The 23,993-nt window shown below is 70.5% G+C and carries 21 protein-coding genes; 11 read left to right on the forward strand and 10 right to left on the reverse strand.

Annotated features, from left to right (window positions below; translation table 11 throughout):
* Positions 1-47: 47 nt before the first annotated feature.
* The 3 genes from FNH13_RS00230 to FNH13_RS00240 form a co-directional block, all read right to left on the reverse strand.
* The gene (locus FNH13_RS00230; protein ID WP_143781594.1) at positions 48-2,084 is read right to left on the reverse strand and encodes an ABC1 kinase family protein; all 2,037 of its coding nucleotides are present in this window, start codon (positions 2,082-2,084) and stop codon (positions 48-50) included.
* Positions 2,085-2,191: 107 nt separating this feature from the next.
* Positions 2,192-2,782 carry a TIGR03086 family metal-binding protein gene (locus tag FNH13_RS00235; RefSeq protein WP_143781595.1) on the reverse strand — a complete coding sequence of 197 codons (591 nt, stop codon included), beginning with the start codon at positions 2,780-2,782 and terminating at the stop codon, positions 2,192-2,194.
* A complete protein-coding gene (locus tag FNH13_RS00240) occupies positions 2,779-3,876 on the reverse strand; it encodes a sigma-70 family RNA polymerase sigma factor (RefSeq protein ID WP_143781596.1) in 1,098 nt (365 codons plus the stop codon). The genes FNH13_RS00235 and FNH13_RS00240 overlap by 4 nt, the downstream gene beginning before the upstream one ends.
* 451 nt (positions 3,877-4,327) lie before the next feature.
* On the opposite strand from FNH13_RS00240, the gene FNH13_RS00245 reads away from it, so the two are divergent.
* Both FNH13_RS00245 and FNH13_RS00250 read left to right on the forward strand, forming a co-directional pair.
* Positions 4,328-5,431, forward strand: coding sequence for a C40 family peptidase (locus tag FNH13_RS00245; protein WP_143781597.1), 1,104 nt, complete (start codon positions 4,328-4,330; stop codon positions 5,429-5,431).
* A 196-nt stretch (positions 5,432-5,627) separates the two neighbouring features.
* On the forward strand, positions 5,628-6,845 hold the full coding sequence (locus FNH13_RS00250; RefSeq protein WP_143781598.1) for a M20 metallopeptidase family protein: 1,218 nt from the start codon (positions 5,628-5,630) through the stop codon (positions 6,843-6,845).
* On the opposite strand, the gene FNH13_RS00255 is transcribed toward FNH13_RS00250, so the two are convergent.
* Together FNH13_RS00255 and FNH13_RS00260 are read right to left on the reverse strand one after the other, a co-directional pair.
* On the reverse strand, positions 6,836-7,105 hold the full coding sequence (locus FNH13_RS00255; RefSeq protein WP_143781599.1) for a hypothetical protein: 270 nt from the start codon (positions 7,103-7,105) through the stop codon (positions 6,836-6,838). The genes FNH13_RS00250 and FNH13_RS00255 overlap by 10 nt on opposite strands.
* Complete coding sequence (locus tag FNH13_RS00260) at positions 7,105-8,016, reverse strand: hypothetical protein (RefSeq protein ID WP_143781600.1); 912 nt, start codon at positions 8,014-8,016, stop codon at positions 7,105-7,107. The genes FNH13_RS00255 and FNH13_RS00260 overlap by 1 nt, the downstream gene beginning before the upstream one ends.
* A gap of 44 nt (positions 8,017-8,060) precedes the next feature.
* Here FNH13_RS00260 and FNH13_RS00265 point away from each other — a divergent pair, with 44 nt between their 5' ends.
* The 4 genes from FNH13_RS00265 to FNH13_RS00280 are packed head-to-tail and all read left to right on the forward strand — an operon-like array spanning position 8,061 to position 12,834.
* Positions 8,061-9,194, forward strand: a complete 1,134-nt coding sequence (locus tag FNH13_RS00265; protein ID WP_143781601.1) for a MauE/DoxX family redox-associated membrane protein — start codon at positions 8,061-8,063, stop codon at positions 9,192-9,194.
* The gene (locus tag FNH13_RS00270) at positions 9,195-9,698 is read left to right on the forward strand and encodes a DedA family protein (RefSeq protein ID WP_143781602.1); all 504 of its coding nucleotides are present in this window, start codon (positions 9,195-9,197) and stop codon (positions 9,696-9,698) included.
* Positions 9,699-9,755: 57 nt separating this feature from the next.
* A complete protein-coding gene (locus FNH13_RS00275) occupies positions 9,756-12,116 on the forward strand; it encodes an ATP-binding cassette domain-containing protein (protein WP_143781603.1) in 2,361 nt (786 codons plus the stop codon).
* Positions 12,117-12,123: 7 nt separating this feature from the next.
* Positions 12,124-12,834 carry a DNA alkylation repair protein gene (locus FNH13_RS00280; protein WP_143781604.1) on the forward strand — a complete coding sequence of 237 codons (711 nt, stop codon included), beginning with the start codon at positions 12,124-12,126 and terminating at the stop codon, positions 12,832-12,834.
* A gap of 52 nt (positions 12,835-12,886) precedes the next feature.
* Here FNH13_RS00280 and FNH13_RS00285 read toward each other — a convergent pair whose 3' ends face one another.
* From FNH13_RS00285 to FNH13_RS00295, 3 genes are read right to left on the reverse strand one after another with little or no spacing between them, the layout of a single operon-like run.
* Positions 12,887-14,350 (reverse strand): HNH endonuclease signature motif containing protein, encoded by a 1,464-nt coding sequence (locus FNH13_RS00285; RefSeq protein ID WP_143781605.1) that lies wholly within the window; start codon positions 14,348-14,350, stop codon positions 12,887-12,889.
* 57 nt (positions 14,351-14,407) lie between these two features.
* The gene (locus FNH13_RS00290) at positions 14,408-15,718 is read right to left on the reverse strand and encodes a hypothetical protein (protein WP_143781606.1); all 1,311 of its coding nucleotides are present in this window, start codon (positions 15,716-15,718) and stop codon (positions 14,408-14,410) included.
* Positions 15,711-16,193 (reverse strand): SigE family RNA polymerase sigma factor, encoded by a 483-nt coding sequence (locus FNH13_RS00295; RefSeq protein ID WP_143781607.1) that lies wholly within the window; start codon positions 16,191-16,193, stop codon positions 15,711-15,713. The genes FNH13_RS00290 and FNH13_RS00295 overlap by 8 nt, the downstream gene beginning before the upstream one ends.
* 142 nt (positions 16,194-16,335) lie before the next feature.
* Here FNH13_RS00295 and FNH13_RS00300 point away from each other — a divergent pair, with 142 nt between their 5' ends.
* From FNH13_RS00300 to FNH13_RS00320, 5 genes are all read left to right on the forward strand, one after another.
* Complete coding sequence (locus FNH13_RS00300) at positions 16,336-17,415, forward strand: hypothetical protein (protein ID WP_143781608.1); 1,080 nt, start codon at positions 16,336-16,338, stop codon at positions 17,413-17,415.
* Positions 17,415-18,272 carry a protein kinase family protein gene (locus FNH13_RS00305; protein WP_143781609.1) on the forward strand — a complete coding sequence of 286 codons (858 nt, stop codon included), beginning with the start codon at positions 17,415-17,417 and terminating at the stop codon, positions 18,270-18,272. Before FNH13_RS00300 ends, FNH13_RS00305 begins: the two co-directional genes overlap by 1 nt.
* Before the next feature lie 117 nt (positions 18,273-18,389).
* Positions 18,390-20,597: a cell wall-binding repeat-containing protein gene (locus FNH13_RS00310; protein ID WP_143781610.1), complete on the forward strand. Its 2,208-nt coding sequence runs from the start codon at positions 18,390-18,392 to the stop codon at positions 20,595-20,597.
* 125 nt (positions 20,598-20,722) lie between these two features.
* Positions 20,723-21,520 (forward strand): crotonase/enoyl-CoA hydratase family protein, encoded by a 798-nt coding sequence (locus FNH13_RS00315; protein ID WP_143781611.1) that lies wholly within the window; start codon positions 20,723-20,725, stop codon positions 21,518-21,520.
* Positions 21,521-21,543: 23 nt separating this feature from the next.
* Positions 21,544-22,584, forward strand: coding sequence for an NAD-dependent epimerase/dehydratase family protein (locus tag FNH13_RS00320; protein WP_143781612.1), 1,041 nt, complete (start codon positions 21,544-21,546; stop codon positions 22,582-22,584).
* Between the two features lie 62 nt (positions 22,585-22,646).
* Here FNH13_RS00320 and FNH13_RS00325 read toward each other — a convergent pair whose 3' ends face one another.
* Complete coding sequence (locus tag FNH13_RS00325; protein WP_143781613.1) at positions 22,647-23,459, reverse strand: MOSC domain-containing protein; 813 nt, start codon at positions 23,457-23,459, stop codon at positions 22,647-22,649.
* A gap of 7 nt (positions 23,460-23,466) precedes the next feature.
* Positions 23,467-23,991 carry a glutathione peroxidase gene (locus tag FNH13_RS00330; RefSeq protein ID WP_143781614.1) on the reverse strand — a complete coding sequence of 175 codons (525 nt, stop codon included), beginning with the start codon at positions 23,989-23,991 and terminating at the stop codon, positions 23,467-23,469.
* Positions 23,992-23,993 lie beyond the last annotated feature (2 nt).

Raw genomic sequence — 23,993 nt, forward strand, 5'->3', positions numbered from 1 at the left:
GCACCTCCCGTCCCGCACCCGAGGTGGTCAGGTCGCGCACGGCACCGTCAGGACCGGCGGTGCTCCCGATCCGGAGGCGCCGTATGCCGGAAGACCAGCACCAGGGCCCGCGCCGCCAGGACGAAGGCGAAGAGGAACAGGGTGGCACCGAGCAGGGTGTAGAGCGGCAGGTCCGGAGCCAGGGCCGGGCCGGTGTCGCTGGTGACCAGCATGATGCCGGCGATGGCGCAGGCGGCCGCCAGCAGAGTCACCGTCAGCTGCTGGATCAGACCGGTGACGAAGGAGCGGTCACGGGCGTCGGCCAGCAGCCGGACGTTGACCGACAGCTCACCCCGCTGCAGCGACTGGGCAAGGGCATCGACCCGACGAGGCAGCCGCTGGAGCATCGGCAGCATCCTCGCAAGCTCCTCCTCGAGGGTGGCGCGCAGCGCCTCGGGCGCGAACCGGTCACGCGCGAGATCGCGCCCTGCGGCGCGGCTGGCACCGACCAGGTCAAGGCCGGGGTCGATCTGGCGCAGGGTGCCCTCCAGCGCACCAAGGGACCGGAAGACCGCGGCCACCTGCGGCGGCACGGACAGCCCGTGCCGGACCACGAGCGAGAGCAGATCGGCGAACAGCCCTCCGGAGCCGGTGCCCGCCAGCGACGCCGCACGGGTGATCAGCGTGCCGAGCTCCCGCTCGAGGCGATGGTCATCCAGGTGGGGTCCGCGGTCGAGCACCTCCAGCAGGGCGTCGGTGGCGGCGATCGAGTCACCTCGGTCAACCGCCAGCAGCAGGCACCCGATGCCCGCGCGGGCAGCGGTGTCCAGACGCCCCACCGAGCCGAGGTCGATCAGCACCAGGCTCCCGTCGTCGCCGAGGAAGACGTTGCCGGCGTGCAGGTCCGCATGGAACACCCCGGTCTCTACCACCTGCCTCAGCACCGACCCCAGCAGTGCCTCGGCGAGGACTGCACGCTGACGGTCCGGCATACGGTCGAGGTCGTGGCGGGCCCGGGAGACCGGCCGCCCCTGCACCTCCTCCATCACCAGCACCCGGGCGCCGGACCACTGCTCGTAGGCCGTGGGCACCCGGACCGTGACCTCCTGACCGGTGGCCCGTTCCTCGCGGGACGATCCCGCACCGGTGGCGGTGGTGGTGAGGGCGCGCATGTTGGCCAGCTCGGTGCGGTAGTCGAGTTCCTCGGAGAGGCTGGCCGCGAAACCCTCCGCCAGGGTGCGCACGTCCAGGGAGTGTCCCCAGTCGGTGACCCGGTCCAGCCAGGAGGCTAGACGCAGCACGATGTCGAGGTCGTCCCGGACCTGCGCCCGGGCGTCGCTGCGCTGCACCTTGACCACGACCGGCGAGCCGTCCGTGAGCCTGGCACGGTGCACCTGGCCGACGGAGGCTCCCGCCAGCGGGGTCTGCTCGATCTGCGCGAAGACCTCCTCCGGCGCACGACCGAGCTCGGTGGTCAGCGTCGCGCGGACCACCTCCCACGGCTCTGCGGGCACCTCCGACTGCAGCTGGCTGAGCTCGCGCGCGAAGGCCTCGCCCACCAGGTCCGGTCGGGTGGCGATCATCTGCCCGAGCTTGACGTAGGTGACGCCCGCCTCGGTCATCGCCTCCCGCAGCGAGCGCGCCACCTGCGGAGCCTGGTCCCCGAGGTCGGTGCGCGCGCGGCTGGACAGGAAGCCGCCCAGTCCGTGCCGGACTGCCAGCGCGACGATGCGGCTGTAACGCCTGGTCCGTCGCCGCCGGGCGGGCAGGTCCCGCAGGAAACGGGTGACGCTCGGCACGGTCCCGGTGGGCACCAGGGCCTCGAGGATCACCAGGACCCCCAGACCCAGGGCGATGCCCCAGGCCAGGATCAGGCTGAGAGTGGCCGCGGCGAGTGCCTCGTGGCCCGGCACCACCTCGTTGGCGTCGGTGAGCACCCCGAGCCGCGTCCCGACGTCCGACATGACGGCCAGGCCGGCGGAGGCCAGGATCACGCTGAGGACCAGGGTGCGCACCCAGCCGACGGGCACTCCCAGCAGCCGCCGGGAGACCAGCCCCAGCAGCAGTGCGTTGAGGAGCACCGAGACGGCGGTGAGCAACGGCATGGGCTTCATCCTTGCAGGGGCCGGACGATCGGGGGCGGCCCGACGTGGGTGGTCGGCGACCCTCGCACGCGCTGGAGTGGCAGCGGAACGCCTCGACGCCGACGACCTCAGATCCTGCGACCCAGCAGGGCCAGCAGCTCCTCCTGGGGCGAGGCGTCCGACCCGGTGGGGATCGGCATACCAAAGCGGTGTGGCCGGTCGGTGTCGGTGACGAGCAGGGGTGCGTAACTGAGCAGGTCCTCTGCCAGGGCCGCCGGGATCGGGTGGTCCAGGTCGCAGGCGCGCGCCACGTCCCAGCCGTGGACGGTGATCTCCAGGGCCCCGGACGACGCCAGCAGCCCAGCCTGCAGCTCGGAACCGCCGATGCGGAAGACCGCAGGTGCCTGCCCACCCAGCCACGAGTCCAGCAGATCGCAGGCCCGCGCGCTCAGCAGCCGCACCTGCTCGCGCACCCCCAGCTCACGGTGCTGGGTCTGCGGCGGGTCGAACAGCATGATCCCACCCACGAGCGCCGCCTGGTCCAGGGTGCGCAGGGACGCATCCATGTGGGTCAACAGGTCACTCAGGGGCCACTGGGCACACGGGGTCGGGCTGTCCGGCGGCGTGCCGGGGGCGGCGGCCAGCGCCACCCGGGTGTAACCCACCGCCCGCTCCAGCAGCCCCAGCTCGGGCAGGGTCCCGGCCGGCGCGGCGCTCACGGCACGGGGCTCCGCTGCGCCGGGGCGTGGGCCGGCGTATCTGGTGAGGTGCGCACGTGGCTGCCGGGACCGCGCGACCCTGCGGGCAGCGAGTCCGGCAGCCCGCACAGCCCGAACAGTGAGGTGTCGAAGAATGCCCCGACGTGCGAGACCTGGGCGTCCGCGAGGGTGAGCACCTGCAGGTGGAAGGGCTCGAACGAGCCGTCGGGCTGTTTCATATAGAGCCCGAACGCGGGCTGGTGGTTCACCGCCGTCGGCACCATGATCATCTCGTGCACTTGCCCCGGGCACTTGGTGCCGATGAGCCGGGCGATGGCCTCGGGCCCGGTGTACCACTCCGGGAAGGGCGGCATCTCCCAGACAGCCCGGTCGGTGAACATCCCGACGAGGGCGTCCATGTCCTTGTCCCAGAACGCCTGGACATAGCGCTGGAGCAGTTCCTCCTGGTCCGGCTCAAGGGCCTGCGGGGCACGGTCGCGCTCCAGCTGTGCTGCCTTGACCGACGCGCGGGCCCGCTGCAGGGCGCTGTTGACCGCAGCGGTCGAGGTGCCCACCGCGTCAGCGACCTCCGCAGCACGCCACTGCAGGACGTCACGCAGGACGAGGGCGGCACGCTGGCGCGGTGGCAGGTGTTGCAGGGCCGCGATGAACGCCAGGTGGACACTCTCGCGCTGCTCGGCGGCATCCTCAGGGACGCTGCCGCCCATCGCGTCGGGCAGCGGTGAGAGCCACGGCACCTCCTGCGGCTCGGACAGCGGAGCGTCCGGGTCCGAGCTGGGCTGCCCCAGGCCCGTCGGCAGCGGCCGCCGCGCCCGTCCCTCGAGCGCGGTGAGACAGACATTGGTGGCGATGCGATAGAGCCACGTCCGCATCGAGGAGCGGCCCTCAAACCTGTCGTAGGCGCGCCAGGCCCGCAGATAGGTCTCCTGCACCAGGTCCTCGGCGTCATGAGCCGAGCCGGACATGCGATAGCAGTGCGCCAGCAGCTCGCGCCGGAACCGGTCGGCCCGCTCCATGAACTCGTCGCTGTCGTGGGTCAACCCGCTGTCGACCCGGTCGCTGACGTCGCGCTCGGTGGTGCCTGAGGTGCTCATCCAGTGCCCCTTTGCTGATCCTTCTCCAGTATGCCGCGACGGTCACTTCACCGCGCCCCTGAACTGACCATCGAGGACCGCACAACTCATCGGTCGCGCCTGCGCGGCCCGGCCCGAAGGCCCCGAAAATCACGTTTCGGCCAAGAATCTTGGTTCTGGTCAACCTCGTGGCTATACCCGTCGGCTGACCTGCTGAATTACATCTCTAATGTGACGAATATCACGGATATTACGTGCAACACCCCCTGCAGGGAGGTGTACAAGTGCGCGCGACCGGGTTTGCGGATCGCGTCGGCCCTTCGCTTCACTGGTGGGGCCCGTTCGCCGGGCTGCCCCGTTCGTCGCAGTTCCCCCGAACTGCTGCAGTGCCCGATCTTGCCCCAGTTTGCCCCCGACCATTGGATTGCCCATGCCCCGCCCTCGCCATGCCCAGCCCTCAGCCCTGCGCCGTGTGCTTGACAACCGCCCGCGGCACTTCGTGAGCGCTTCCGTCCTCGCTGTCGCCGTGACTGCCCCGGTCTTCGCCGCGGCGCCCAGCTCTGCGGCACCCTCGATCGTCGCTCCGGCATCGCCCGTGATGGAGCCGACGGACACCGCGCAGAACACCACGCAGTATGCGCGGACCAACGTCAACGTGCGCTCGGGCACCAGCACCAGCCACTCGATCGTCGGCAGCCGCTCCAAGGGCACCGCGCTCACCGGCACCTGGACCAGCAACGGCTGGCTCAAGATCGGCTCCAGCCAGTACATCTCCGGCACGGTGCTGACCTCGACGCCCCCGTCCACCGGCACGACGACCCGCTATGTCAGCGCCAGCACCGCCGCCAACGTGCGCGCCGGGGCCGGCACCAGTTACTCGGTCGTCGGCAGCAAGGCCCGCGGCACCAAGCTCACCGGCAGCCTGACCAGCAACGGCTGGCTCAAGATCGGCTCCAGCCAGTACATCTCCGGCACCGTCCTGTCCACCTCGCCCCCCGGCGGCGGCGGTGGCGGCGGCGAGACGGACGTCACCCGCTATGTCAGCGCCAGCACCGCCGCCAACGTCCGCGCCGGTGCCAGCACCAGCCACGCGGTCGTCGGCAGCGAGAGCCGCGGCACCAAGCTCACCGGCAGCCTGACCAGCAACGGCTGGCTCAAGATGGGCTCCAGCGAGTACATCTCCGGCACCGTGCTCTCCACCTCGCCCCCCGGTGGCGGCGGTGGCGGCGGCGATGTCACCGGCGCCGAGGTGCTGGCGGAGGGCCGCAAGTACTTCGGCATCATGTACCGCTCCGGCGGCGCGAGCCCCAGCACCGGCTTCGACTGCTCCGGCTACACCCAGTACGTCTTTGGCCGCCTCGGCATCAACCTGCCCCGCACCACCTCCGGTCAGCAGAACTTCGCGACCCCGGTGAGCAACCCGCAGCCCGGGGACCTGGTCTTCTGGGGCTACCCGGCCTACCACGTCGCGATCTATGCCGGCGACGGCTACATCTACGACTCCGGCAAGCCTGGCCTGCCGGTCCAGAAGCGCAAGATGTTCTCCGGCGTCTCCGGCTACGGCCGGGTCATCTGACACACACCCTTCGGCGCGTCACCACTCGACACGCCACCTGAGGAAGGCACCGGACCGGGCAGACGCCCGACCGGTGCCTTTCTCGTGTCAGCCCAGTCCTGTGTCCCGCCCTGCCCCGGGCCCTCCCTTTCCGTAGGCCTCCCTGTCTCTGTAGCCCGCCCTGCCTCACCGGTGGCCGGTGCGCCAGGATGTGCCCATGCGCACCCGTGAGATTGCCGAGGAACTCCGCCCCGAGCTGGTCGCCCTGCGGCGTGAGCTCCACCAGATCCCCGAGCTCGGCCTGCACCTGCCGCTGACCCAGCAGAAGGTCCTGGACGAGCTGGCCGGCCTGGACCTGGAGGTCACCACCGGAGAGAGCCTGTCCTCCGTGGTGGCCGTCCTGCGCGGGCGGGCACCGGCACCGGCGGGGCGTGAGCAGACCCGGCCCGTGGTGCTGCTGCGCGGTGACATGGACGGGCTGCCGGTGACCGAGGACCTGGCCCATCTCGACTACGAGTCCACCCACCACGGCCAGATGCACGCCTGCGGGCACGATCTGCACACGGCCGCGCTCATCGGAGCCGCCCGCATCCTGGACCGACTGCGTGACGAGCTGGCCGGTGACGTGGTGCTGATGTTCCAGCCTGCCGAGGAGGGGCCTGGCGGTGCGGAGCCGATGCTGGCCGAGGGACTGCTGGAGGCTGCCGGCCGACCGGTGGATGCGGCGTATGCGATGCACGTCTCCTCCGCGGAGTTTCCGCTGCGCCAGTGGTACTCGTATCCCGGGCCGATCATGGCCGCCGCCGACACCGTCCACCTGGAGGTCACCGGCAGGGGCGGCCACGGGTCGCAGCCTCACCTGTCGCTGGACCCGGTGCCGGTGCTCTGCGAGATCGTCCTGGCCCTGCAGACCATGCTGAGCCGCAGCTTCGACCCGTTCGACACCGTCGTGCTCACGATCGGGCGCATCGCGGCCGGCACCAAGGACAACATCATCGGGGACACCGGCGAGCTGTCCGCGACGCTGCGCACCTTCCGGGCCGAGACCCGCGAGCTGGCCCTGGCCAACATCGAGCGGGTCGCGCAGCACGTCGCGGCGGCGCACGGGCAGACCGCGCGGATGTGGACGACCGAGGCCTATCCGGCGACGATCAACAACCTCGCGGAGTATGACCTGGCCCGGCAGGCAGTGGAGGACCTGTTCGGCACCGAGCGGTATGTCGACCGGCCGGCTCCGGAGATGGGCTCGGAGGACATGTCCTTCGTGCTCAACAAGGTGCCCGGCGCCTACTTCTTCGTCAGCGCGTGTCCGGCGCAGGACTATCCCAACGCCCCGACCAACCACTCACCGCGCGCAGAGTTCGACGACGTGGTCGTCCCCGACGCCGCCGCCTGGTATGCCGAGGTGGCACTGCGCCGCGCCGCTCAAGGCTGAGACGGAGACTCTGTCTCCACCAGACCCGCAGCCTCGAGGTCAGCCACGACCGCGCGCAGCAGCTCCACCGGGTCACCCTCGGGCTCGCCGTGGCGTGCCGCGAGCGCCACGGCCAGGTCGCCCAGGTCGGTCCAGTCCGCGGTGAGCTCACGCACGCTGTGTGCCAGGGCACTGACCCGCAGGATCTGTCCCTGGACGAGGACCACCGCCTCCTCGCCCCGCACGACCTCGTCGAGCACCGGCGCGCGCCGCACCCGCATCAGATCGCTCCACACACGGAGTCGACGAGCGGACCGAGCTGGTCCGCGGTGGCATAGCTGACCCGCCGTGCACCGCCGGTCTCCTCGAGGAGCTCGGCCAGCCAGGTCAGCGGTCGGTGGGTGCTGCTGAACCCAGAGGTCTCGGGGGCGATCTCAGTGAGTGCCGTGAGCGTGTCGAGCACCGTCACCTCGGGAGCTCCGACCCAGCCGTCCTCGCGTCGCAGCAGCACGATGCCGGCCAACTGCGCGCTCACCGTCGGCGGCCTCAACCCGATGCCACCAGGAGCCACCTCGTCCTTGACCCCGGACCAGTCGGGTCGGCGGGTCGAGATCGGTTTCAGATAAGGCGCGATGGTGCCATCCCGGCGGATCCCCACGGTCTCGTCGGTCAGATAGGCACGACCCGGCCCCTGGACCGAGCACAGCGTCGACTTGCCGGTCCCGCCCGGGGCGACGAAGGCGACGGCGGCGCCTGTCGTGGCGTGGCACAGCGCACCGGCGTGCAGCATGAGCAGGTCGCCGGTGCGGGCCTCGATCACCGCCCGGGTCACCTGCTGGGTCAGCCGTTGCAGTCGTCGGCGCTCCCCGCTCGTCGACCCCGTGTCCGATCCCGAGTCCGATGCGGTCAGCTCGACCGTGACCGTCACAGGCTCTGGCGCCTCGTCCTGCCGGGTCTCCCCCTTCCCTGTCTCCCCCGGCCGGGTGTCCCCCTGCCCGGTCTCCCCCGGCCGGGTCCCCTCCGGCCCAGCCTCCTCCGACCCAGCCTCCTCCCCCGCTGCGCTGGCGACCTCAGAGACCGCCAGGTGCCAACGCTCCGCGACCATCTGTGCGAACTCGGTGGCTCCCTCACCCGACACGACGATGTCCACGTCCGTGTCGAGCACGTGCAGCGGGACTACGGCGGTCTCCATGCAGGACAGCCTAGGCATGCGCCGGACCCACGTACCCTAGGTGTGTGGACACCCCTGCCCTGCTCACTGCCTGGCTGGTGCTCGCGGCGGTCCTGATCGCCAGCGGCATCGGCAAGCTCCGCCACCCCGAGGGCACCGACGAGGCCTTCACCGCACTCAAGGTGCCGGACGCCCTCAACCGTGCGTGGATCATCCGGTCGCACCCGTGGGGCGAGATCGCCCTGACGCTGCTCCTGCTGGCCCTGCCCCACCCGCTCAGCCTGGTGGTGGCCGCGGTCGGACTCGCCCTCTTCACGGCATACCTGGTCCTGGTATGGCGGGTGGTCGCCTCCGGTGAGGAAGCTTCCTGCAACTGCTTCGGCGCCACCGGCTCCAGCACCGTGGACAGGTGGACCCTGGCTCGCAACATCCTGCTCGCCGTGGTGGCGCTGGTGGTCGTGGTGGACGCGGCGACCGGCGGCTCGGCCGTGGCCCGGATGGGCACCCTCGGCTCAGGGTGGTGGTGGGTGGTCGCGCTGGCCGTGGCCGCAGCGGTGACCTACCTGATCGCTCGCGAGGGCACCACCGAGGTGGCCGAGGAGGAGCTCGCGGAGCCGGAGGAGGACTACCTGCGGCTGCCGATCCCCGACGTGCCGGTGCGCCTCGAGGAGGGTGGCGCGGAGATCTCCCTGCGCGACCTGGCCGCTGAGCGGGCCCAGGTGATCCTGCTGCTCAACCCGGGCTGCGGCCCGTGCACCACGATCAGCAACAAGGTCGCGCAGTGGGCCGGTGCGGTGCCGGAGATCGACTTCCGCGTCCTCAACCCGATCAGCCACCAGAACATGCGTGAGATCAAGCCGCTCTGGGAGCCCTACTACGTCGAGGAGGTCGGCCACCAGGTTGGCGACGTCTTCGGCAATCCCGGTCGGCCCTCCGCGATCCTGCTCGGCATGGACGGGTTGCTGGCCGGTGGTCCGGCGCAAGGACTCACCGCCGTCGAGAATCTGGTGGCCGACATCACCGAGCAGATCACCGAGGCCCGCGAGGCCAACGCCGAGATCGAGCGGCTCAACGAGCAGCACGCTGCGGAGGCTGAGCGCCTGGAGGCCGAGCGGGTGGCCGAAGAGTGGGCTGCAGCGGAGGCCGAGTCAGCCGGCGAGCCCGACCCCGCCACTCCCCGGTCAGCCGGGGCACGCTGAGTGGAAGGACTACTCGACGGTCCCTTCTGGATCGCCCTGGCGGTCCTCTTCCTCGGGGCCATGGTCCGTGGCCAGGCGACCTACTGGTTGGCTCGGGTGGTGACCGAGCAGGCCCTGGCCCGCACGCACCCCGTCGAGGGCTGGCGGGCCACGGTGCACGGTTGGCTGCAGGGCGAGGGACCGCAGCGGGGCCGGGATGCGATCGAGCGGTGGGGTCTGGTGATGATCCCCATCTGCTATCTGACGGTCGGCTTCCAGACCCTGGTCATCGCCGCGGCGGGCATGCTGCGGATCCGGTGGGTGGTGTTCAGCATCGTGCAGATCCCTGGCGCCGTGGCCTGGGGACTGCTCTATGCCACCATCGGCTTTGCCATGTGGGGCGCGGCGCTGGCCGCGATCGCCGGCTCGCCGCTCGCGCTGGCGGGGATTGTCGCCATACTCCTCGTGGTGGGGACCACGATCGTGCTCTCGCACCGCCGCAGGCGCCTGCAGACCCGGCACTGACCGACGGCGCAGATTCTCGGTCGGGATTGTCGGACTCTGGTGGCAGGATCGGGGGTTATGCCGGAGACCACAGCCGCCAGCGATGCCCACGACGTGATCCGGGTCCGGGGTGCCCGGGAGAACAATCTCAAGGACATCAGCGTCGAGATCCCCAAACGCCGGTTGACCGTCCTGACGGGCGTGTCCGGGTCGGGGAAGAGTTCGCTGGTCTTCGGCACGATCGCCGCGGAGTCTCAGCGGTTGATCAACGAGACCTACAGCACCTTCGTGCAGGGCTTCATGCCGAGCCTGGCCCGCCCCGACGTCGACCACCTCGAGGGGTTGACGACGGCGATCATCGTGGACCAGGAGCGGATGGGGGCCAATATCCGCTCGACGGTCGGCACCGCCACCGACGTCAACGCGATGCTGCGGATCCTGTTCAGCCGGCTCGGGGAGCCCCACATCGGCTCCGCCAAGGCGTTCTCCTTCAACGTCGCGTCGATGTCCGGCGCCGGTGCGGTGACCCTGGACAAGGGTGGCGAGAAGGTCAGGGAACGGCGCGAGTTCAGCGTCACCGGCGGGATGTGTCCGCGCTGCGAGGGAACCGGCAAGGTGACCGACTTCGACCTCACGGCACTCTTCGACGAGACCAAGTCCCTGCGCGAGGGCGCGCTGACCATCCCGGGCTACAGCATGGACGGGTGGTATGGCCGGATCTTCATGGACAGCGGCTTCCTCGACCCCGACAAGGCGATCAAGGACTACACCAGCAAAGAACTGTCCAACCTGCTCCACAAGGAGGCCACCAGGGTCAAGGTCGAGGGCATCAACGTCACCTACGAGGGGTTGATCCCCCGCATCCAGAAAAGCTTCCTGTCCAAGGACCGCGAGGCGATGCAGCCCCACATCCGGGCCTTCGTCGACCGGGCCATCACCTTCACCACGTGCCCCGACTGTGACGGCACGCGGCTCAACGAGGGCGCCCGTTCCTCCAAGATCAAGGGCATCAGCATCGCCGACGCCGCGCAGATGCAGATCAGCGACCTGGCTGAGTGGATCCGTGACCTGGACGAGCCCTCTGTGGCGCCCTTGCTCGAGGGTCTGCGCGAGACCCTGGACTCCTTCGTGGAGATCGGGCTGGGTTATCTGTCCCTGGATCGCCCCTCCGGGACGTTGTCGGGTGGCGAGGCACAGCGCACCAAGATGATCCGCCACCTGGGGTCCGCGCTCACCGACGTCACCTATGTCTTTGACGAGCCCTCCATCGGACTGCACCCACACGACATCCAGCGGATGAACGTCCTGCTCCTGCAGTTGCGGGACAAGGGCAACACGGTCCTGGTGGTCGAGCACAAGCCGGAGACGATCCTGATCGCCGACCACGCCATCGACCTGGGGCCGGGCGCCGGGACCGAGGGGGGCGAGGTGGTCTACGAGGGGACGGTCGAGGGGCTGCGCACCAGCGACACGCTCACCGGACGGCACCTGGATGACCGGGCGAGCGTGAAGGCCTCGGTGCGCGAGTCCACCGGCGCCCTGCAGATCCGCGGTGCCACCAGGCACAACCTGCGAGATGTCGACGTGGACGTGCCGACGGGGGTGCTCACGGTGGTCACCGGGGTCGCCGGCAGCGGCAAGAGCTCGCTCATCCACGGCTCACTCACCCGCCAGGACGGGGTGGTCCTGATCGACCAGACCGCGATCAAGGGCTCACGGCGGAGCAACCCCGCGACCTACACCGGGCTGCTCGAGCCGATCCGCAAGGCGTTCGCCAAGGCCAACGGCGTCAAGCCCGCCCTCTTCAGCCCCAACTCCGAGGGCGCTTGCCCGACGTGCAAGGGGGCCGGGGTCGTCTACATGGATCTGGCGATGATGGCGGGCGTGGCCTCCACCTGCGATGAGTGCGACGGCAAGCGCTTCCAGGCGTCGGTCTTGGATTACACGCTGGCCGGGCGCACCATCAGCGAGGTGCTGGCGATGTCAGTCGCCGAGGCAGAGGACTTCTTTGCCGAGGGTGAGTCCCGGATCCCCGCGGCGCACAAGATCCTGGTCCGCCTCGAGGATGTCGGACTGGGCTACGTCACTCTGGGTCAACCGTTGACGACCCTCTCCGGTGGTGAGCGGCAGCGTCTCAAGCTGGCGGCGCAGATGGGCGACAAGGGCGATGTCTATATCCTCGACGAGCCCACCACCGGTCTGCACCTGGCCGACGTGGAGAACCTGCTGGCGCTGCTGGACCGTCTGGTCGACTCCGGCAAGTCGGTCATCGTCATCGAGCACCATCAGGCCGTCATGGCCCACGGCGACTGGATCATCGACCTCGGCCCCGGGGCTGGTCACGACGGAGGCCGGGTGGTCTTCGAGGGCACTCCGGCAGATCTGGTCGCTGGCGCCTCCACGCTCACCGGGCAGCACCTGCGCGACTACGTGTCGTAATGGTGTCGTGACCGTAGGCAGTCAGCGCGAGCTCATCGGGGCCGTCCGGGAGGCACTGGCCACGGCCGCGGCCCCGGAGCGTGCCGTCGGGCAGCAGCGCTACATGAAGTCGGCGATGCCCTACCGGGGGCTGACCAGCCCAGTCCTGCGAGCGACCCTGAAGCCGATCCTCAAGGATCCCGCATACGTCCTTGGAGATCGCGACCGTTGGGAGGCGACGGTCCGCGCCCTGTGGGACGAGGCGGAGTTCCGCGAGGAGCGCTATGCGGCCCTCGCTCTGGCCGGCCATTCCCGCTACCGCGCCTTCCGTGACGTGGCCACCCTGGAGCTGCATGCCTATCTCGCGCGGACCGGGGCCTGGTGGGACCTCGTCGACGACATCGCCACGCACCACGTCGCGCCGGTGCTGCAGGCTGACCGGGCCGGGGCGACCCCGGTGGTGCGGGGATGGGCGCGGGATCCGGATTTGTGGGTGCGTCGGACGGCGATCCTGTGTCAGCTGCCGGCCAAGGCAGACACCGACACCGATCTGCTGCGTCACTGCCTGGATGCGAACCTGCCGGAGAGCAGCTTCGGCTCGGAGTTCTTCATCCGCAAGGCGATCGGCTGGGCCCTGCGCGAGTTCGCCAAGTCCGATCCCGAATGGGTGCTGGACTATGCCGCGACCCGTGTCCTGAGCCCCCTGAGTCGACGCGAGGCGCTCAAGCACCTTGCCTGAACCAGGCTGTGACGCTGGGATGGGATGAAGGGTCGGCCGCGCAACCTGCTGGTCAGGCGGCCGAGGTTTCTCGATGGTCCTGGGGATAGGTGACCCACTGCTCCCCGTAGGGGTCCGTCCAGATGACCCGCCCGTCGGCACAGAGCTCGGCCCGCCAGGCGGTGGAGTGCTTCAGTCGATGGTGATGCCGGCACAGGGCGATCAGGTTGCGTGCCTGTGTCGGGCCGGCGGGCCACGGCACGACATGATCGAGATCGCAACGCTCCGCTCGGCGTGAGCAGTTGGGGAAGCGACAGGTGCCATCACGCAACCGGACCAGCCGAGCGATGCCCGCCGGTGGCCGGTAGCCCGTTGCCCGGGTCTCCAGGGTCGTGCCCGTCTGCGGGTCGATCAGCATCCGGGTGATCGACACACCCAGATCAGCCGCCATGGAGAGCACCATGGGCACGGGGATGACACCGATGCCAGGGACCTCGACACCGACCCCGTCAGGGTCAGAGGGTGCCAGGTGCGGCCAGATCTGCTCCCACACCGACCCGGCTGGCCCGCAGGCCCCACTGGCGAAGGCCTCGGGCACCATCGGGTCTCCGATCGGAGACTCCGCGGCGGCGTCCGACAGGGGGTGGAGCTCCGCGTCCTGTCCACCCGCCCTGCTGGTGCCCGTGGTGGTGCCGGTGACGGGGACGGACAGGGTGAGCACGGCGCTGACGGTGGCGTTTCCCAGGATCAGGTCCAGCAGGGCGTCAGCGCGGCACTGGTCCATGCTGCCCTCGGGGTCCTCCTGCTTGTGCTGGTGGGCCAGGGCGTCGATCGCGGCCCACGCCTGCGCGGACTCCGCTGCGGGCAACTGGGCCATCCACTGGGTCATCCCCGGCAGGTGCGAAGCACGGGTGCTGACAAAACGCTCGAGCCGTGCCCGAGCTGCCCGCTGGCGCACCGCCTCGGGGTCAAGGTCGGCCAGCACCTGGCGAATCCGGGACCGGATCCGTCCGGGGGTCTTGGTCCTGGCCCACGGGAAGAGTCGCTCCTCCACCGCTGCGCACAGGTCATGGTCGGCGTCGGCGAGCTCGTCGGCGATCACCTGGGCGCGGAACAGGTCGAGGTCCCCGTCTGCAAGGGCGGCCAGCGTGACCGGCAGGTCCGCGGCGAGCTTTGCGGCGGTGCGCACCCTGGTGGCCGCGGGACCGTGGGACATGCCCAGCAGGGGCGCCAGGGTGTCTGAGGCGAACTCGTCCACGAAACCCACTCCGCGGTCCATCCGCTCGAGTCCGGAGTCGGTCTCGACAAGAGTGCGGGCAGCGAACTGGGCGATGCGCACGACCTGAGCCGCCTGTGCGGAGCCGACGGCGATCTGCAGGCCACGGATCTGCCCCACCAGGTCGCCCTCGGTCTGCCAGTCCCCGCCGTCCACCGCCTCGTCAAAGACCTCGCGCGCTCCACTCGACAGCTCGGTCAGCATGTCCGGCACGGGCAGGCTGACCGGTGCACCGTGCTGTGTGAACCCCTCCACCCTCATGCGAACAAGTGTATGAGAGCGCACCGACAGTCCCCGCCATCATCCACAACGCCCTGGTCAGCCCCTGTCCGCAGGGACCGCTCCGAGCGTCACCACCCCCGCTGGACCAGAGATGGTCACCACGTCCTGGATCGCGGGGTCGTCGGCTATCTGGGCCGGCAGCGACTCCTGCCCCACCTCAAAGTGCACGACATTGCGCGGCGCCCAGGGCCACCAGGCATCGCGCCACATCACGGCACCTCCGTCCGAGCCAGCGACCGAGAGGAAGACACTGCCGTCCTCATGCAGCAGCTGCGGCCAGCCCTGTCCGTCAGCTGCCACGACATAGGTCTCCCCCAGCACCACGACCCTGCCGCCGACCCCGACCGGACCGACAGCACCGCCGCCCTCAGCCGGGTCATCGAGGTCCTGGTCGTGCCAGGTCAGCGCGTCGGTGGACCACTGCACCCCCGAGGCGTCAGCGCCTCGCTCCCAGTCAAAGACCGCGAGGTCCGCCGTGGCCAGCTCGCGGGTCTGCACCACCGGGCCGCCCACGACCCCGCCTGGGGCACCAGCTTCAGGGAACAGCTGCCTGGCGAACACCGCGTCCTGTGGCAGCCTCGCCGCCGTAAAGTCACCGCCGACGCCGACAAGGGTGTCCACCTCATACAACGTCTCATCGTCGGCGACACCGATCATGCCCAGGTCCGGCAGCTCAAACCCGGTGAGCTCGACATCGCCGTCGACCAACTCCACGACCTCGGCGATCTGCCCACCGGCGGTCCAGACCCGCCCGCCGTCGTGAAAGACGATGTCCTGCGGGACGAGCCGAGGCGACCCCACGCCATACCAATAGCTCAGCTGCTCTCCGTCGAAGGTGTCCCACCCCGTAGCCCACCCCGAAATCCCGGGGTCGGACGGAGCGACCACGCTGCCCGGCTCGCCGGCCGGTGTCTGCCAGATCAGCACGGTGGCGCGCTCGCCGACGAACACGTCGGCGCCACCGGCCATCGGCTGCCCGGTCACCGTCTCCTCATGACCGTTCACCACGAAGGTCGCGGAGGAGCCCTGCGGTCCCTTGGTGACGGTGAGCGGAGCGACGTCACCCCTCCGGGTCACCCCGTCGAGGATCGTCACGGTCGTCTGCTCGTCCACCTGCCAGGTCACGCTCGCCGGGGAGAGCTCCTCGGTGCCAAGCAACCCGTCCCCCAGCCCCGCGTTCCACCAGAGGGCACCGGCGAGCACGCCCGCCGTCATACCTCCGACCACCAGTCGGCGGCGACGCACCCGACGCCGCCCCAGGGTCACCACCTGCGGCACCGCCACGTCCAGCGGGGGCGTGTGCGCCGCCACCCGCTCCAGCACCCTCATGACATCGCGCTCAGACATGACCGTCCTCCTTGAGCGAAGCTCGCAGGGCCGCCAGGCCGCGCGAGGTGTAGCCCTTGACCGCCCCGACGCTGACGCCCATCGTCTCGGCGGTCTGCTTCTCCGACAGGTCCAGGTAGTGGCGCAGCACCACGCTCTCCCGCTCGCGCGAACCGAGAGCCTGCAGCGCGCGCACCACGTCGATCACCTCGGCGTCGAGCGACCCAACCGGTATGTCGTGGGGCTGGTCCACCAGCACCTCACGACGGGTGCGTCGCCAGCGATCGGTGTGCAGGTTGGCCAGGACGCGCCGCGCATAGGCGGCAGGCTGCTGACTCCCGATGCGCGGCCACCGCACGTAGACCCGGATCAGCGTCTCCTGCACCAGATCCTCGGCTCCGTGCCGGTCGGCGGTGAGCATCCACGCCGTGGTCAGCAGCCACGGCTTGACGGACATGGCGAACTCGACGAACGACTCCTCCTGCGCTCGACGCACCCGACACCTCCCTGCCTCTGGTCACTCTGCCCTGTCAACCGTCCCTAACGCGGCAGCTGCCCAGAAGGTTGTAGTCGGCCACCAGGCGTCGTCACCTCCGGCACACCAGCCACGGGCTGAGCCGGATCCGTAGGCTGGTCCGGTGAGTTCGGATGAGGAGACTGCGGAGGACCGGCTGGTCCGGGCCGCTGCCGCGCAGCTGTATGCCGGACCGCCCGCCGAGTTCGTCGCCACCCGGACCGCTCTGGTCAAGTCCGCCAAGGCGGAGGGTGAGAAGCAGGCCGCAGCCGCGATCGGGGCACTGCGCCGGCCCAGCGTCGCGGCATGGGCGCTCAATCAGGTGGTGCACCGGGACGAGCCGATCATCGACGAGCTCGCCGACCTCGGCGCCCGGCTGAGACAGGCCACCTCAGCGCTCGATGCGGCCGGGCTCACCAGCCTGCGCGGCGCCCGCGACGCCGCCCTCGCCTCACTCGTCACCACGGCGTCCGACGTCGCCGCGGCTGAGGGTCACACCCTCACGGCAGCAGGTGAGGCGGAGGTGCGGGACACGGGCATCGCGGCCCTGGCCGACGAGGCGGCCGAGACCGCGCTGCGATCGGGCACGCTGACCCGGGCCCTGAGCTACTCCGGCTTCGGGGAGGTCGACCTGTCCGAGGCCACTGCCACGACGAGCACCGGCGTCGTGCTGACCTCACTGCGCGGCGGACGGCGACGAAAGGCCACAGTCGAGGAGGACGCAGACGCCGTCGAGCAGGGCCTTGGGGACGTCGAGGACGTCGGGCCTGAGACTCTCGACGCTGATGAGACCGAGGACATCGACGACCAGGACATCGACGACCAGGACATCGACGACGAGGAGGCCGTCGACGACGAGGAGGCCGTCGAGGACGACGAGGGTGAGGACGCCGACGACGGTGCCGCTGCCCTCGCCGAGGCGGCAGCCGCGCAGGAGCACGAGCACCGGCTGGCGCAGGCCCAGAGCGCTCTCGAGCAGGCCACGACCGAGGTCGGCCGCCACCGCGCGGCCGTCGAGGCGGCGCGCAACCGCAGCGATGCCACGCGGCAGCGTGTGCACAAGCTCGAGACCCAGCTCGAGTCGGCCCGCGCCGAGGACGCCGTCGCTCTCGAAAAGCTCACCGAGGCGGTCAGCGCTGGCAAGCGTGCCGAGAGTGACCTCGTCCTGGCCCGACAGACGCTCACGGAACTGACGGACTCCTGATGGGCCACCTGTCCCACCTCGTCGACGATGCGCGACTCTCCACGCGGCAGGCCGAGCTCCTCGACAGCTGGCTCCCCGGAGCGGTGGTCGAGGCGGACCACACCTGGGAGATCGCCCACCGCGCCGTCCTGGAGGTCAGGCACGGGACCGAGCGATTGATCGTCAAGGCCGGCCGCGCTGACGATCACCACATGGACCGGGAGATCACCGCGCACCAGCAGTGGCTGGCACCCTGGACCCGTCGGGAGCGAGCACCCCGGGCCGTGCACCTGGACCAGGAGGCCCGGCTGCTGGTCAGCACCTATCTGCCGGGGCGTCTCGTGCTGGACACCCCGGCAGCCGACGACCCGGACACCTTTGAGCAGGCGGGCCAGCTCCTGGCGCTGCTGCACGGGCAGTCCTCGGTCACCGACCCCGACGCGGAGGCCGCCCTTAACGCCCGGACGCTGCGGTGGTTGGACGCCCCCCACAGGATCAGCGACGCCACGACCCGGGCACTGCGCGAGGAGATCCGCTCCTGGCCGACCCCGCCGACGGTGCTGGTGCCGACGCACGGTGACTGGCAGCCCCGCAACTGGCTGGTGCACGACGGCCGGGTGTCTATCATCGACTTCGGTCGGGCAGATCTGCGTGCTGCGATGAGTGACCTGGCCAGGCTTGCCGCCCTGGACTTCGCCCGGGACGCTGCGCTGGAGGCGGCTTTCCTGCGCGGATACGGTTCCGACCCGCGGGAGCCAGCAGCATGGCGGCGCACCCGGATCCGCGAGGCGGTCGGCACCGCAGTGTGGGCCTTCCAGGTGGGCGACAGGGACTTTGAGGAGCAGGGGCACGCGATGATCGCGGCCGCGCTGACTTGACCCAACCCAGACGGAGACTTCACCCGATCCTGGTGGTATCCGCCGCGTCAGCGACCTAGCCTGCGCATATCGGGTGACTGACTCACCCTTCCCACACCCCGTTCTAAGGACTTCCCCATGACGCGCGTCCTCCGTCGCGGCCTCGTGGTGCCCAGCACCACGATGGCCCTGCTGACCACCATCTGTTTCGCTCCGCTCGCCACCGGTGCAGGGACCGACGATGGTGAAGCGACCGCGGCAGAGACCGCGGACTACGACACCATCGAGCTCCAGGCCCGCACCAACCTGCTGGTCAACGACGAGGGCTTCAACCTGCCCCCGGGCAGCAGCTTCAACAGCATCACCCCGGACATCAACGACGCCGCCCAGATCGCCTTCCGGGTCCAGTTCACGGCCGCCGAGGGCGACCCCACCTCCGGCGCTCCCGGCATCTGGTTCGGCGGCGACGGCACCGGCTCCATCGTGCACCGCGGCACCGAGAACGAGAGTGTCCCCAACGAGGCGAGCCTCAACGAGAACGGTGACATCGCGTTCACCTTCGGCGGCGGCGGCCTGGACAACTCGCTCTACCGGCTGGACGGAGACTCGGGGCTGGTCAGCCAGGTCGGGACCTCACCGGTGCTCCCCAGCAGCTACAACAGCCCCGCCATCGACGAGGCCGGTGGCATCACCTTCGGCGGCACCTTCGGCTCCGGCCGCGCCTGGGCCGGGGTGCAGGGCAGCACCGGCACCTACTACGTGCAGGACAGCACGCTGGACCCCACGAGCCCCTTCGGCTACCTCTACACCCCACGCGGCAACGATGCCGGTCAGATCGCCGGCAAGGTTGGCCTGGTCGGCGACATCAGCAACTCCGTCGAGATCCGCCTCTTCGAGGCCGACGGGACCAGCCAGCTGCTCGCGGCCTCCACCGTCGTGGACGAGAACTCTCCCTACTCCCGGTTCGACAACTCCGTCGGTCTCAGCGACAACGGTCTGGTCGCCGCCATCGCCACCCGCGCGGCGGACAGCACCAAGGTCGTGGTGCTCCTCGACGGCACCAGCGCGACGGAGGTCGCCGTGGCCGGGGAGGACGGCATCGCGTCCTTCGACTCGTTCGCGCCGGACGTCAACGATGCTGGTCAGGTCGTCTTCCGCGCTGTCGATGCGACGGGTCAGGCCGTCTACGTCGCCGACGGCGAGAGCGTGACCCGAGTGGCCGGACAGGGCGACGAGGTGAGCACCGACAACGGTCAGGCCCAGCTCGGCCAGCACAACGACAGCCCCATCTTTGGCGGTGCCCCGAGGATCAACAACAGCGGGGACGTGTCCTTCACCGCCGGCGTGCACCCTGTCGGCGACAACCAGGTGGAGTGGGGCACCGGCGTCTTCGTGGCCTACGCCGATGAGGCCACCGAGCCCGACCCTGAGGGTCCGGAGAGCGTGGAGCGGCTGAGCGGCAAGAACCGTTTCGCCACCGCCGCCACCGCAGCGCTGTCCGTCTATCCCGAGGGCGCCGGCGTGGTGTACATCGCCACGGGCCGTGCCTTCCCCGACGCCCTGACCGCAACCGCCCCGGCCGGTCACGAGGACGGACCGGTCCTGCTCACCGACACGGACCGGATCCCGCTGGACACCCAGGCCGCACTCACGGCCCTCAACCCGGCTGAGATCATCGTGAGCGGCGGGACGGGCGCGGTCTCCCCCGACGTCCTGACCGAGCTCGGGGCCTTCACCGACGGGACCGTGACCCGCCTCAGCGGCGAGGACCGCTATGCCACCGCGGCCGCGATCGCCACCCGCTTCGAGGCACCCGACACTGTGTATGTCGCCACCGGCCTCGACTATCCCGACGCCCTCGCCGCCGGGGCTCGGGCCGGCGCCACCGGGGCTCCGGTGCTGCTGGTCCGCACCGACGGCATCCCGCTGAGCACCCAGGACGCGCTGGAGGACCTCACGCCCGGAAACATCGTGGTCGTCGGCGGGACCGGGTCCGTCTCCGCAGACGTCATGACCGACCTGGAGGACTACACCACCGGAGAGGTCACTCGGGTCAGCGGGGAGGACCGCTACGCCACCGCCGCGGCGCTGTCGGAAGAGCTGACCGTCAGCGAGTTCGGCTACATCGCCACCGGTGAGGACTGGCCAGACGCGCTGGGCGCCGCGGCCCTGGCCGGGCACCTGGAGTCACCGGTGCTGCTGGTCAAGCCGGACCTGCTCCCGCTGGTGACCGCCACCGAGCTGGAGCGCCTGGAGGCACCGCACCTGCGGGTCGTCGGGGGCACCGCCGCCGTCGCGGAGTCCGTCAAGGAGGCGCTTGAGGCGCTCGACTACACCGACGAGTGAGTCGGGACGCCACGGCGCCTGCTCCGGCACCGTCACGTCGCTAGGCTGAGCACGACCTCCACGGCCCAGGGTCACCCATCGGGTGCACCCTGGGCCGTGGCCAGCACCAACGATCGGCGGAGTCCGTGGGCCAGCACATCACCTGCACCATCGAGGGCTCGGTCGCCCACGTCAGCCTGGCCCGGCCGGACAAGCTCAACGCCCTGACCCTGGACATGCTGGGCGACCTGGCTGACACCGCGCACCGCCTGCGGGCGGACCGCACCCTGCGCGCCGTCATCCTCTCCGGGGAGGGCGAGTCCTTCTGTGCCGGACTGGATTTCGAGTCCGTGCTGGCGGACCGGACCAGCCTCGCCACGGCGTTCCTCACGCGCCCCTGGCGCGGGACCAACACCTTCCAGGAGGCCTGCTACGGCTGGCGCCGCCTGCCGGTGCCGGTGATCGCCGCGGTGCACGGCAACTGCCTGGGAGGAGGGCTGCAGATCGCGCTCGGAGCCGACTTCCGCTTCACCACGGCCGACGCCCGCTGGTCGGTGCTCGAGGGCAAGTGGGGGCTGATCCCCGACATGGCCGGGGTGCGACTGCTCGCCGACCAGGTCGGCATGTCCCAGGCCAAGCGGTTGACGATGACGGCCGAGATCATCGACGGCACCGCCGCCGACCGCCTGGGACTCGCCAGTGTCGCCGCGGACCCGCACGCGGCGGCAGCCGAGCTGGCCGCTCTCCTGGCTACCCGGTCACCCGACGCCCTGGCCGCGGGCAAGCAGCTCTTCGAGACCAGTTGGAACGCCGGTCCCAGGGCCACCTTCCGCCGAGAGCGGCGGGCACAGTTCCGTCTGCTCAGGCTCCCCAACACCGGCCGCGCCCGCAAGGCTGCCTTCGGCCGAGAACACGCCGACTACGCCGACCGCGCGCGGCGCTGAGGGGTCTGGGTCAGGATGGGGGCGTGAAGTTCCTCATCTTTGGCGGCAGCGTCTTCCTCTCCAAGGCGGTTGCCCAGACTGCCCTGGACCGCGGCCACAAGGTCCGGTGCATCTCCCGGGGCGACAGCGGAGCCGTGCCGAAGGGTGCTCGGCACACCATCGTCGACCGGTCGGAGGAGACCGACCCGCACGCCGGGACCTGGACGGGACTGGCCTCCCACGACTGGGACGCCGTCATCGACGTGGCCAGCACCCCCTCGTGGGTCGAGACGGCCGTCACCGCGCTGGCCGACCGGGTGCGGCACTGGACCTACATCTCCACCGTCAGCGTCTATGCGGACCTCTCCCAGCCGGGAGGCACCCCCGCGGTGACGCCCACCCTCCCCCCGGCCGACGGCGACCTGGACGACTCCAGCGACCCCACGGCATACGGTCGCAACAAGGTCGCGTGCGAGCAGGCGGTCCAGTCCCGCCTCGGGGACCGGTGCCTGATCGTCCGTCCCGGGCTGATCATCGGGCCCGGTGACCCCAGCGGGCGCTACACCTACTGGCCCGAGCGGCTCTCCCGCGGCGGGCGGGTGCTGGTCCCGGAGCCCGCCGACGCCTCGACCCAGGTCATCGACGTTCGCGACCTGGCCGCGTGGCTCGTCAGCTCGGCCGAGGAGGGCCTCACCGGCGTCTTCGACGCGGTCGGTCCCGCCCAACCCTTCTCGGAGGTCCTCGACGAGACGGCCCGCGGGGTGTCTCAGGTGACGGTGCCGGGCCGGGAGCGGCGCCCACCGGTGCGGCTGGTCTGGACCGACCCCGAGACCCTGCTCCAACTGGATGTCCGCCCCTGGGCCGGCCCCCGGTCACTGCCGCTCTGGCTGCCCGGCGAGGAGTATGCCGGCATGCGGGACCGTGACGTGTCCTCCACCCTGGCGGCGGGGCTGGCACCGCGCCCGCTGGCGGAGACCGCTCAGGACACGCTGCGGTGGTTGGCGGAGGGCTCGAACTCGCGGAAGTCAGGTCTGACCTGGGACGAGGAGCAGGACGTCCTCTCCACGCTGAGCGCCGACAACTGAGCGACGACAACTGAGCGACGCCTAGCGGTCGGCGACTGTGACCAGCGACGACGCCTGAGCGCTCAGGTCCCGGGGACGACCTCGTCACCAACGCGCAAGGTGCCGCCTCCCAGCGGCACCAGCCGGGTCCCGAACCACGTCTTGCCATCCCACCGGCGGTGGCGCGCCAGGGTGGCCGTCGGCTCCCTGCCTGCAGCCAGGGACTGCGGGTGGATCGTGGCCATCACGCACCGGTCGCAGATCTCTGCCGTGCGGAAGTCCACCTCACCGATCCGCACCGTCGGCCAGGCGTCCTCCGCAAACGGCTCGCCACCGTCGATGACCACATTGGGCCGGAACCGGATCGTCGTCGCCTCGGGATCCTCCTGCGCCCACTCCTGCCCGACCCACTCGCGGACCTGCTCGACGGAGGTGCGCGAGACCATCAGCAGGGGGCCGGCGTCGGCCAGGGAGAGCACGTCGCCCTCCTGACCGCCATGGGCGCCGGAAACCCGGCGCACCGTCGGGTCCTCCTGCCAGATCAGGCGCAGCGGGCTGCCGACGCGCTCCTGGATCCACCAGTTGACGTCCTCGTCGGCGGGATTGGCAAAACCCTGACGCGAGTGGCTGACCGGGACCGGTCCCAGGCCCAGGGGCGTCTCGACCAGGATGCTGTCGCCCTCCCGATCATGGATCCGGATCGTGTCCTCGTCGATCTGTTCGGCCCGCAGACCCAGCAGGGCGTGCTCCTCGCGGGCGGTGACCTTCTCACCGGCGGGGTCGATCAGCCCCCAGCGCCGGTCTCCGGCCAGGCCCCACGGCTCGACGAGCGCCTCGTCGACCGGGTCCCCCGCGAGGGACTTGATGGGATAGAGCCAGAGGTCGGTGACGTGCATGGCAGCCTCAGGCGAGCTGGTCGGGCTGGCCCGCCTCGTCCGGCCCCGCGGGGAGCTGCGCCTGGATCGCGGCCACGATCTCGGCCGACTCGGGCTCGACCCGGGAGCGGAAACGGGTCACCGGGAGCCCGCTGGGGTCGATCAGCCACTTCTCAAAGTTCCAGCCGACCTCGCCGGACCGTCCCTCGGCGTCCGGCACGGCGGTGAGCTCGGCGAACAGCGGGTGCTGCCCGGGTCCGTTGACCTCAACCTTGTCCATCATCGGGAAGGTCACGCCATAGGTGGTCGCGCAGAAGGTCTGGATCTCCTCGGCCGTGCCAGGCTCCTGCCCACCGAACTGGTTGCAGGGGAATCCGACCACGGTCAGACCCTTCTCAGCGTAGGTCTCCTGCAGTCGCTCCAACCCGGCATACTGCGGCGTCATCCCACAGCGCGAGGCGGTGTTGACCAGCAACAGGGTGCGACCGGCGAACTCGCGCAGGGTGGCGGGACGGCCATCGAGGGTGCTCAGAGGGATGTCATAGAGGCTCACCC

The sequence above is a fragment of the Ornithinimicrobium ciconiae genome (assembly GCF_007197575.1).
GTDB classification, from domain to species: domain Bacteria; phylum Actinomycetota; class Actinomycetes; order Actinomycetales; family Dermatophilaceae; genus Ornithinicoccus; species Ornithinicoccus ciconiae.

Excerpts from the sequence above, each read along its gene's own strand:
- FNH13_RS00230 (WP_143781594.1), bottom strand. The coding sequence starts at position 2,084 with ATGCCGTTGCTCACCGCCGTCTCGGTGCTCCTCAACGCACTGCTGCTG.
- FNH13_RS00240 (WP_143781596.1), bottom strand. The coding sequence starts at position 3,876 with ATGAGCACCTCAGGCACCACCGAGCGCGACGTCAGCGACCGGGTCGAC.
- FNH13_RS00250 (WP_143781598.1), top strand. The coding sequence starts at position 5,628 with ATGCGCACCCGTGAGATTGCCGAGGAACTCCGCCCCGAGCTGGTCGCC.
- FNH13_RS00255 (WP_143781599.1), bottom strand. The coding sequence starts at position 7,105 with ATGCGGGTGCGGCGCGCGCCGGTGCTCGACGAGGTCGTGCGGGGCGAG.
- FNH13_RS00260 (WP_143781600.1), bottom strand. The coding sequence starts at position 8,016 with ATGGAGACCGCCGTAGTCCCGCTGCACGTGCTCGACACGGACGTGGAC.
- FNH13_RS00275 (WP_143781603.1), top strand. The coding sequence starts at position 9,756 with ATGCCGGAGACCACAGCCGCCAGCGATGCCCACGACGTGATCCGGGTC.
- FNH13_RS00285 (WP_143781605.1), bottom strand. The coding sequence starts at position 14,350 with ATGAGGGTGGAGGGGTTCACACAGCACGGTGCACCGGTCAGCCTGCCC.
- FNH13_RS00290 (WP_143781606.1), bottom strand. The coding sequence starts at position 15,718 with ATGTCTGAGCGCGATGTCATGAGGGTGCTGGAGCGGGTGGCGGCGCAC.
- FNH13_RS00305 (WP_143781609.1), top strand. The coding sequence starts at position 17,415 with ATGGGCCACCTGTCCCACCTCGTCGACGATGCGCGACTCTCCACGCGG.
- FNH13_RS00310 (WP_143781610.1), top strand. The coding sequence starts at position 18,390 with ATGACGCGCGTCCTCCGTCGCGGCCTCGTGGTGCCCAGCACCACGATG.
- FNH13_RS00325 (WP_143781613.1), bottom strand. The coding sequence starts at position 23,459 with ATGCACGTCACCGACCTCTGGCTCTATCCCATCAAGTCCCTCGCGGGG.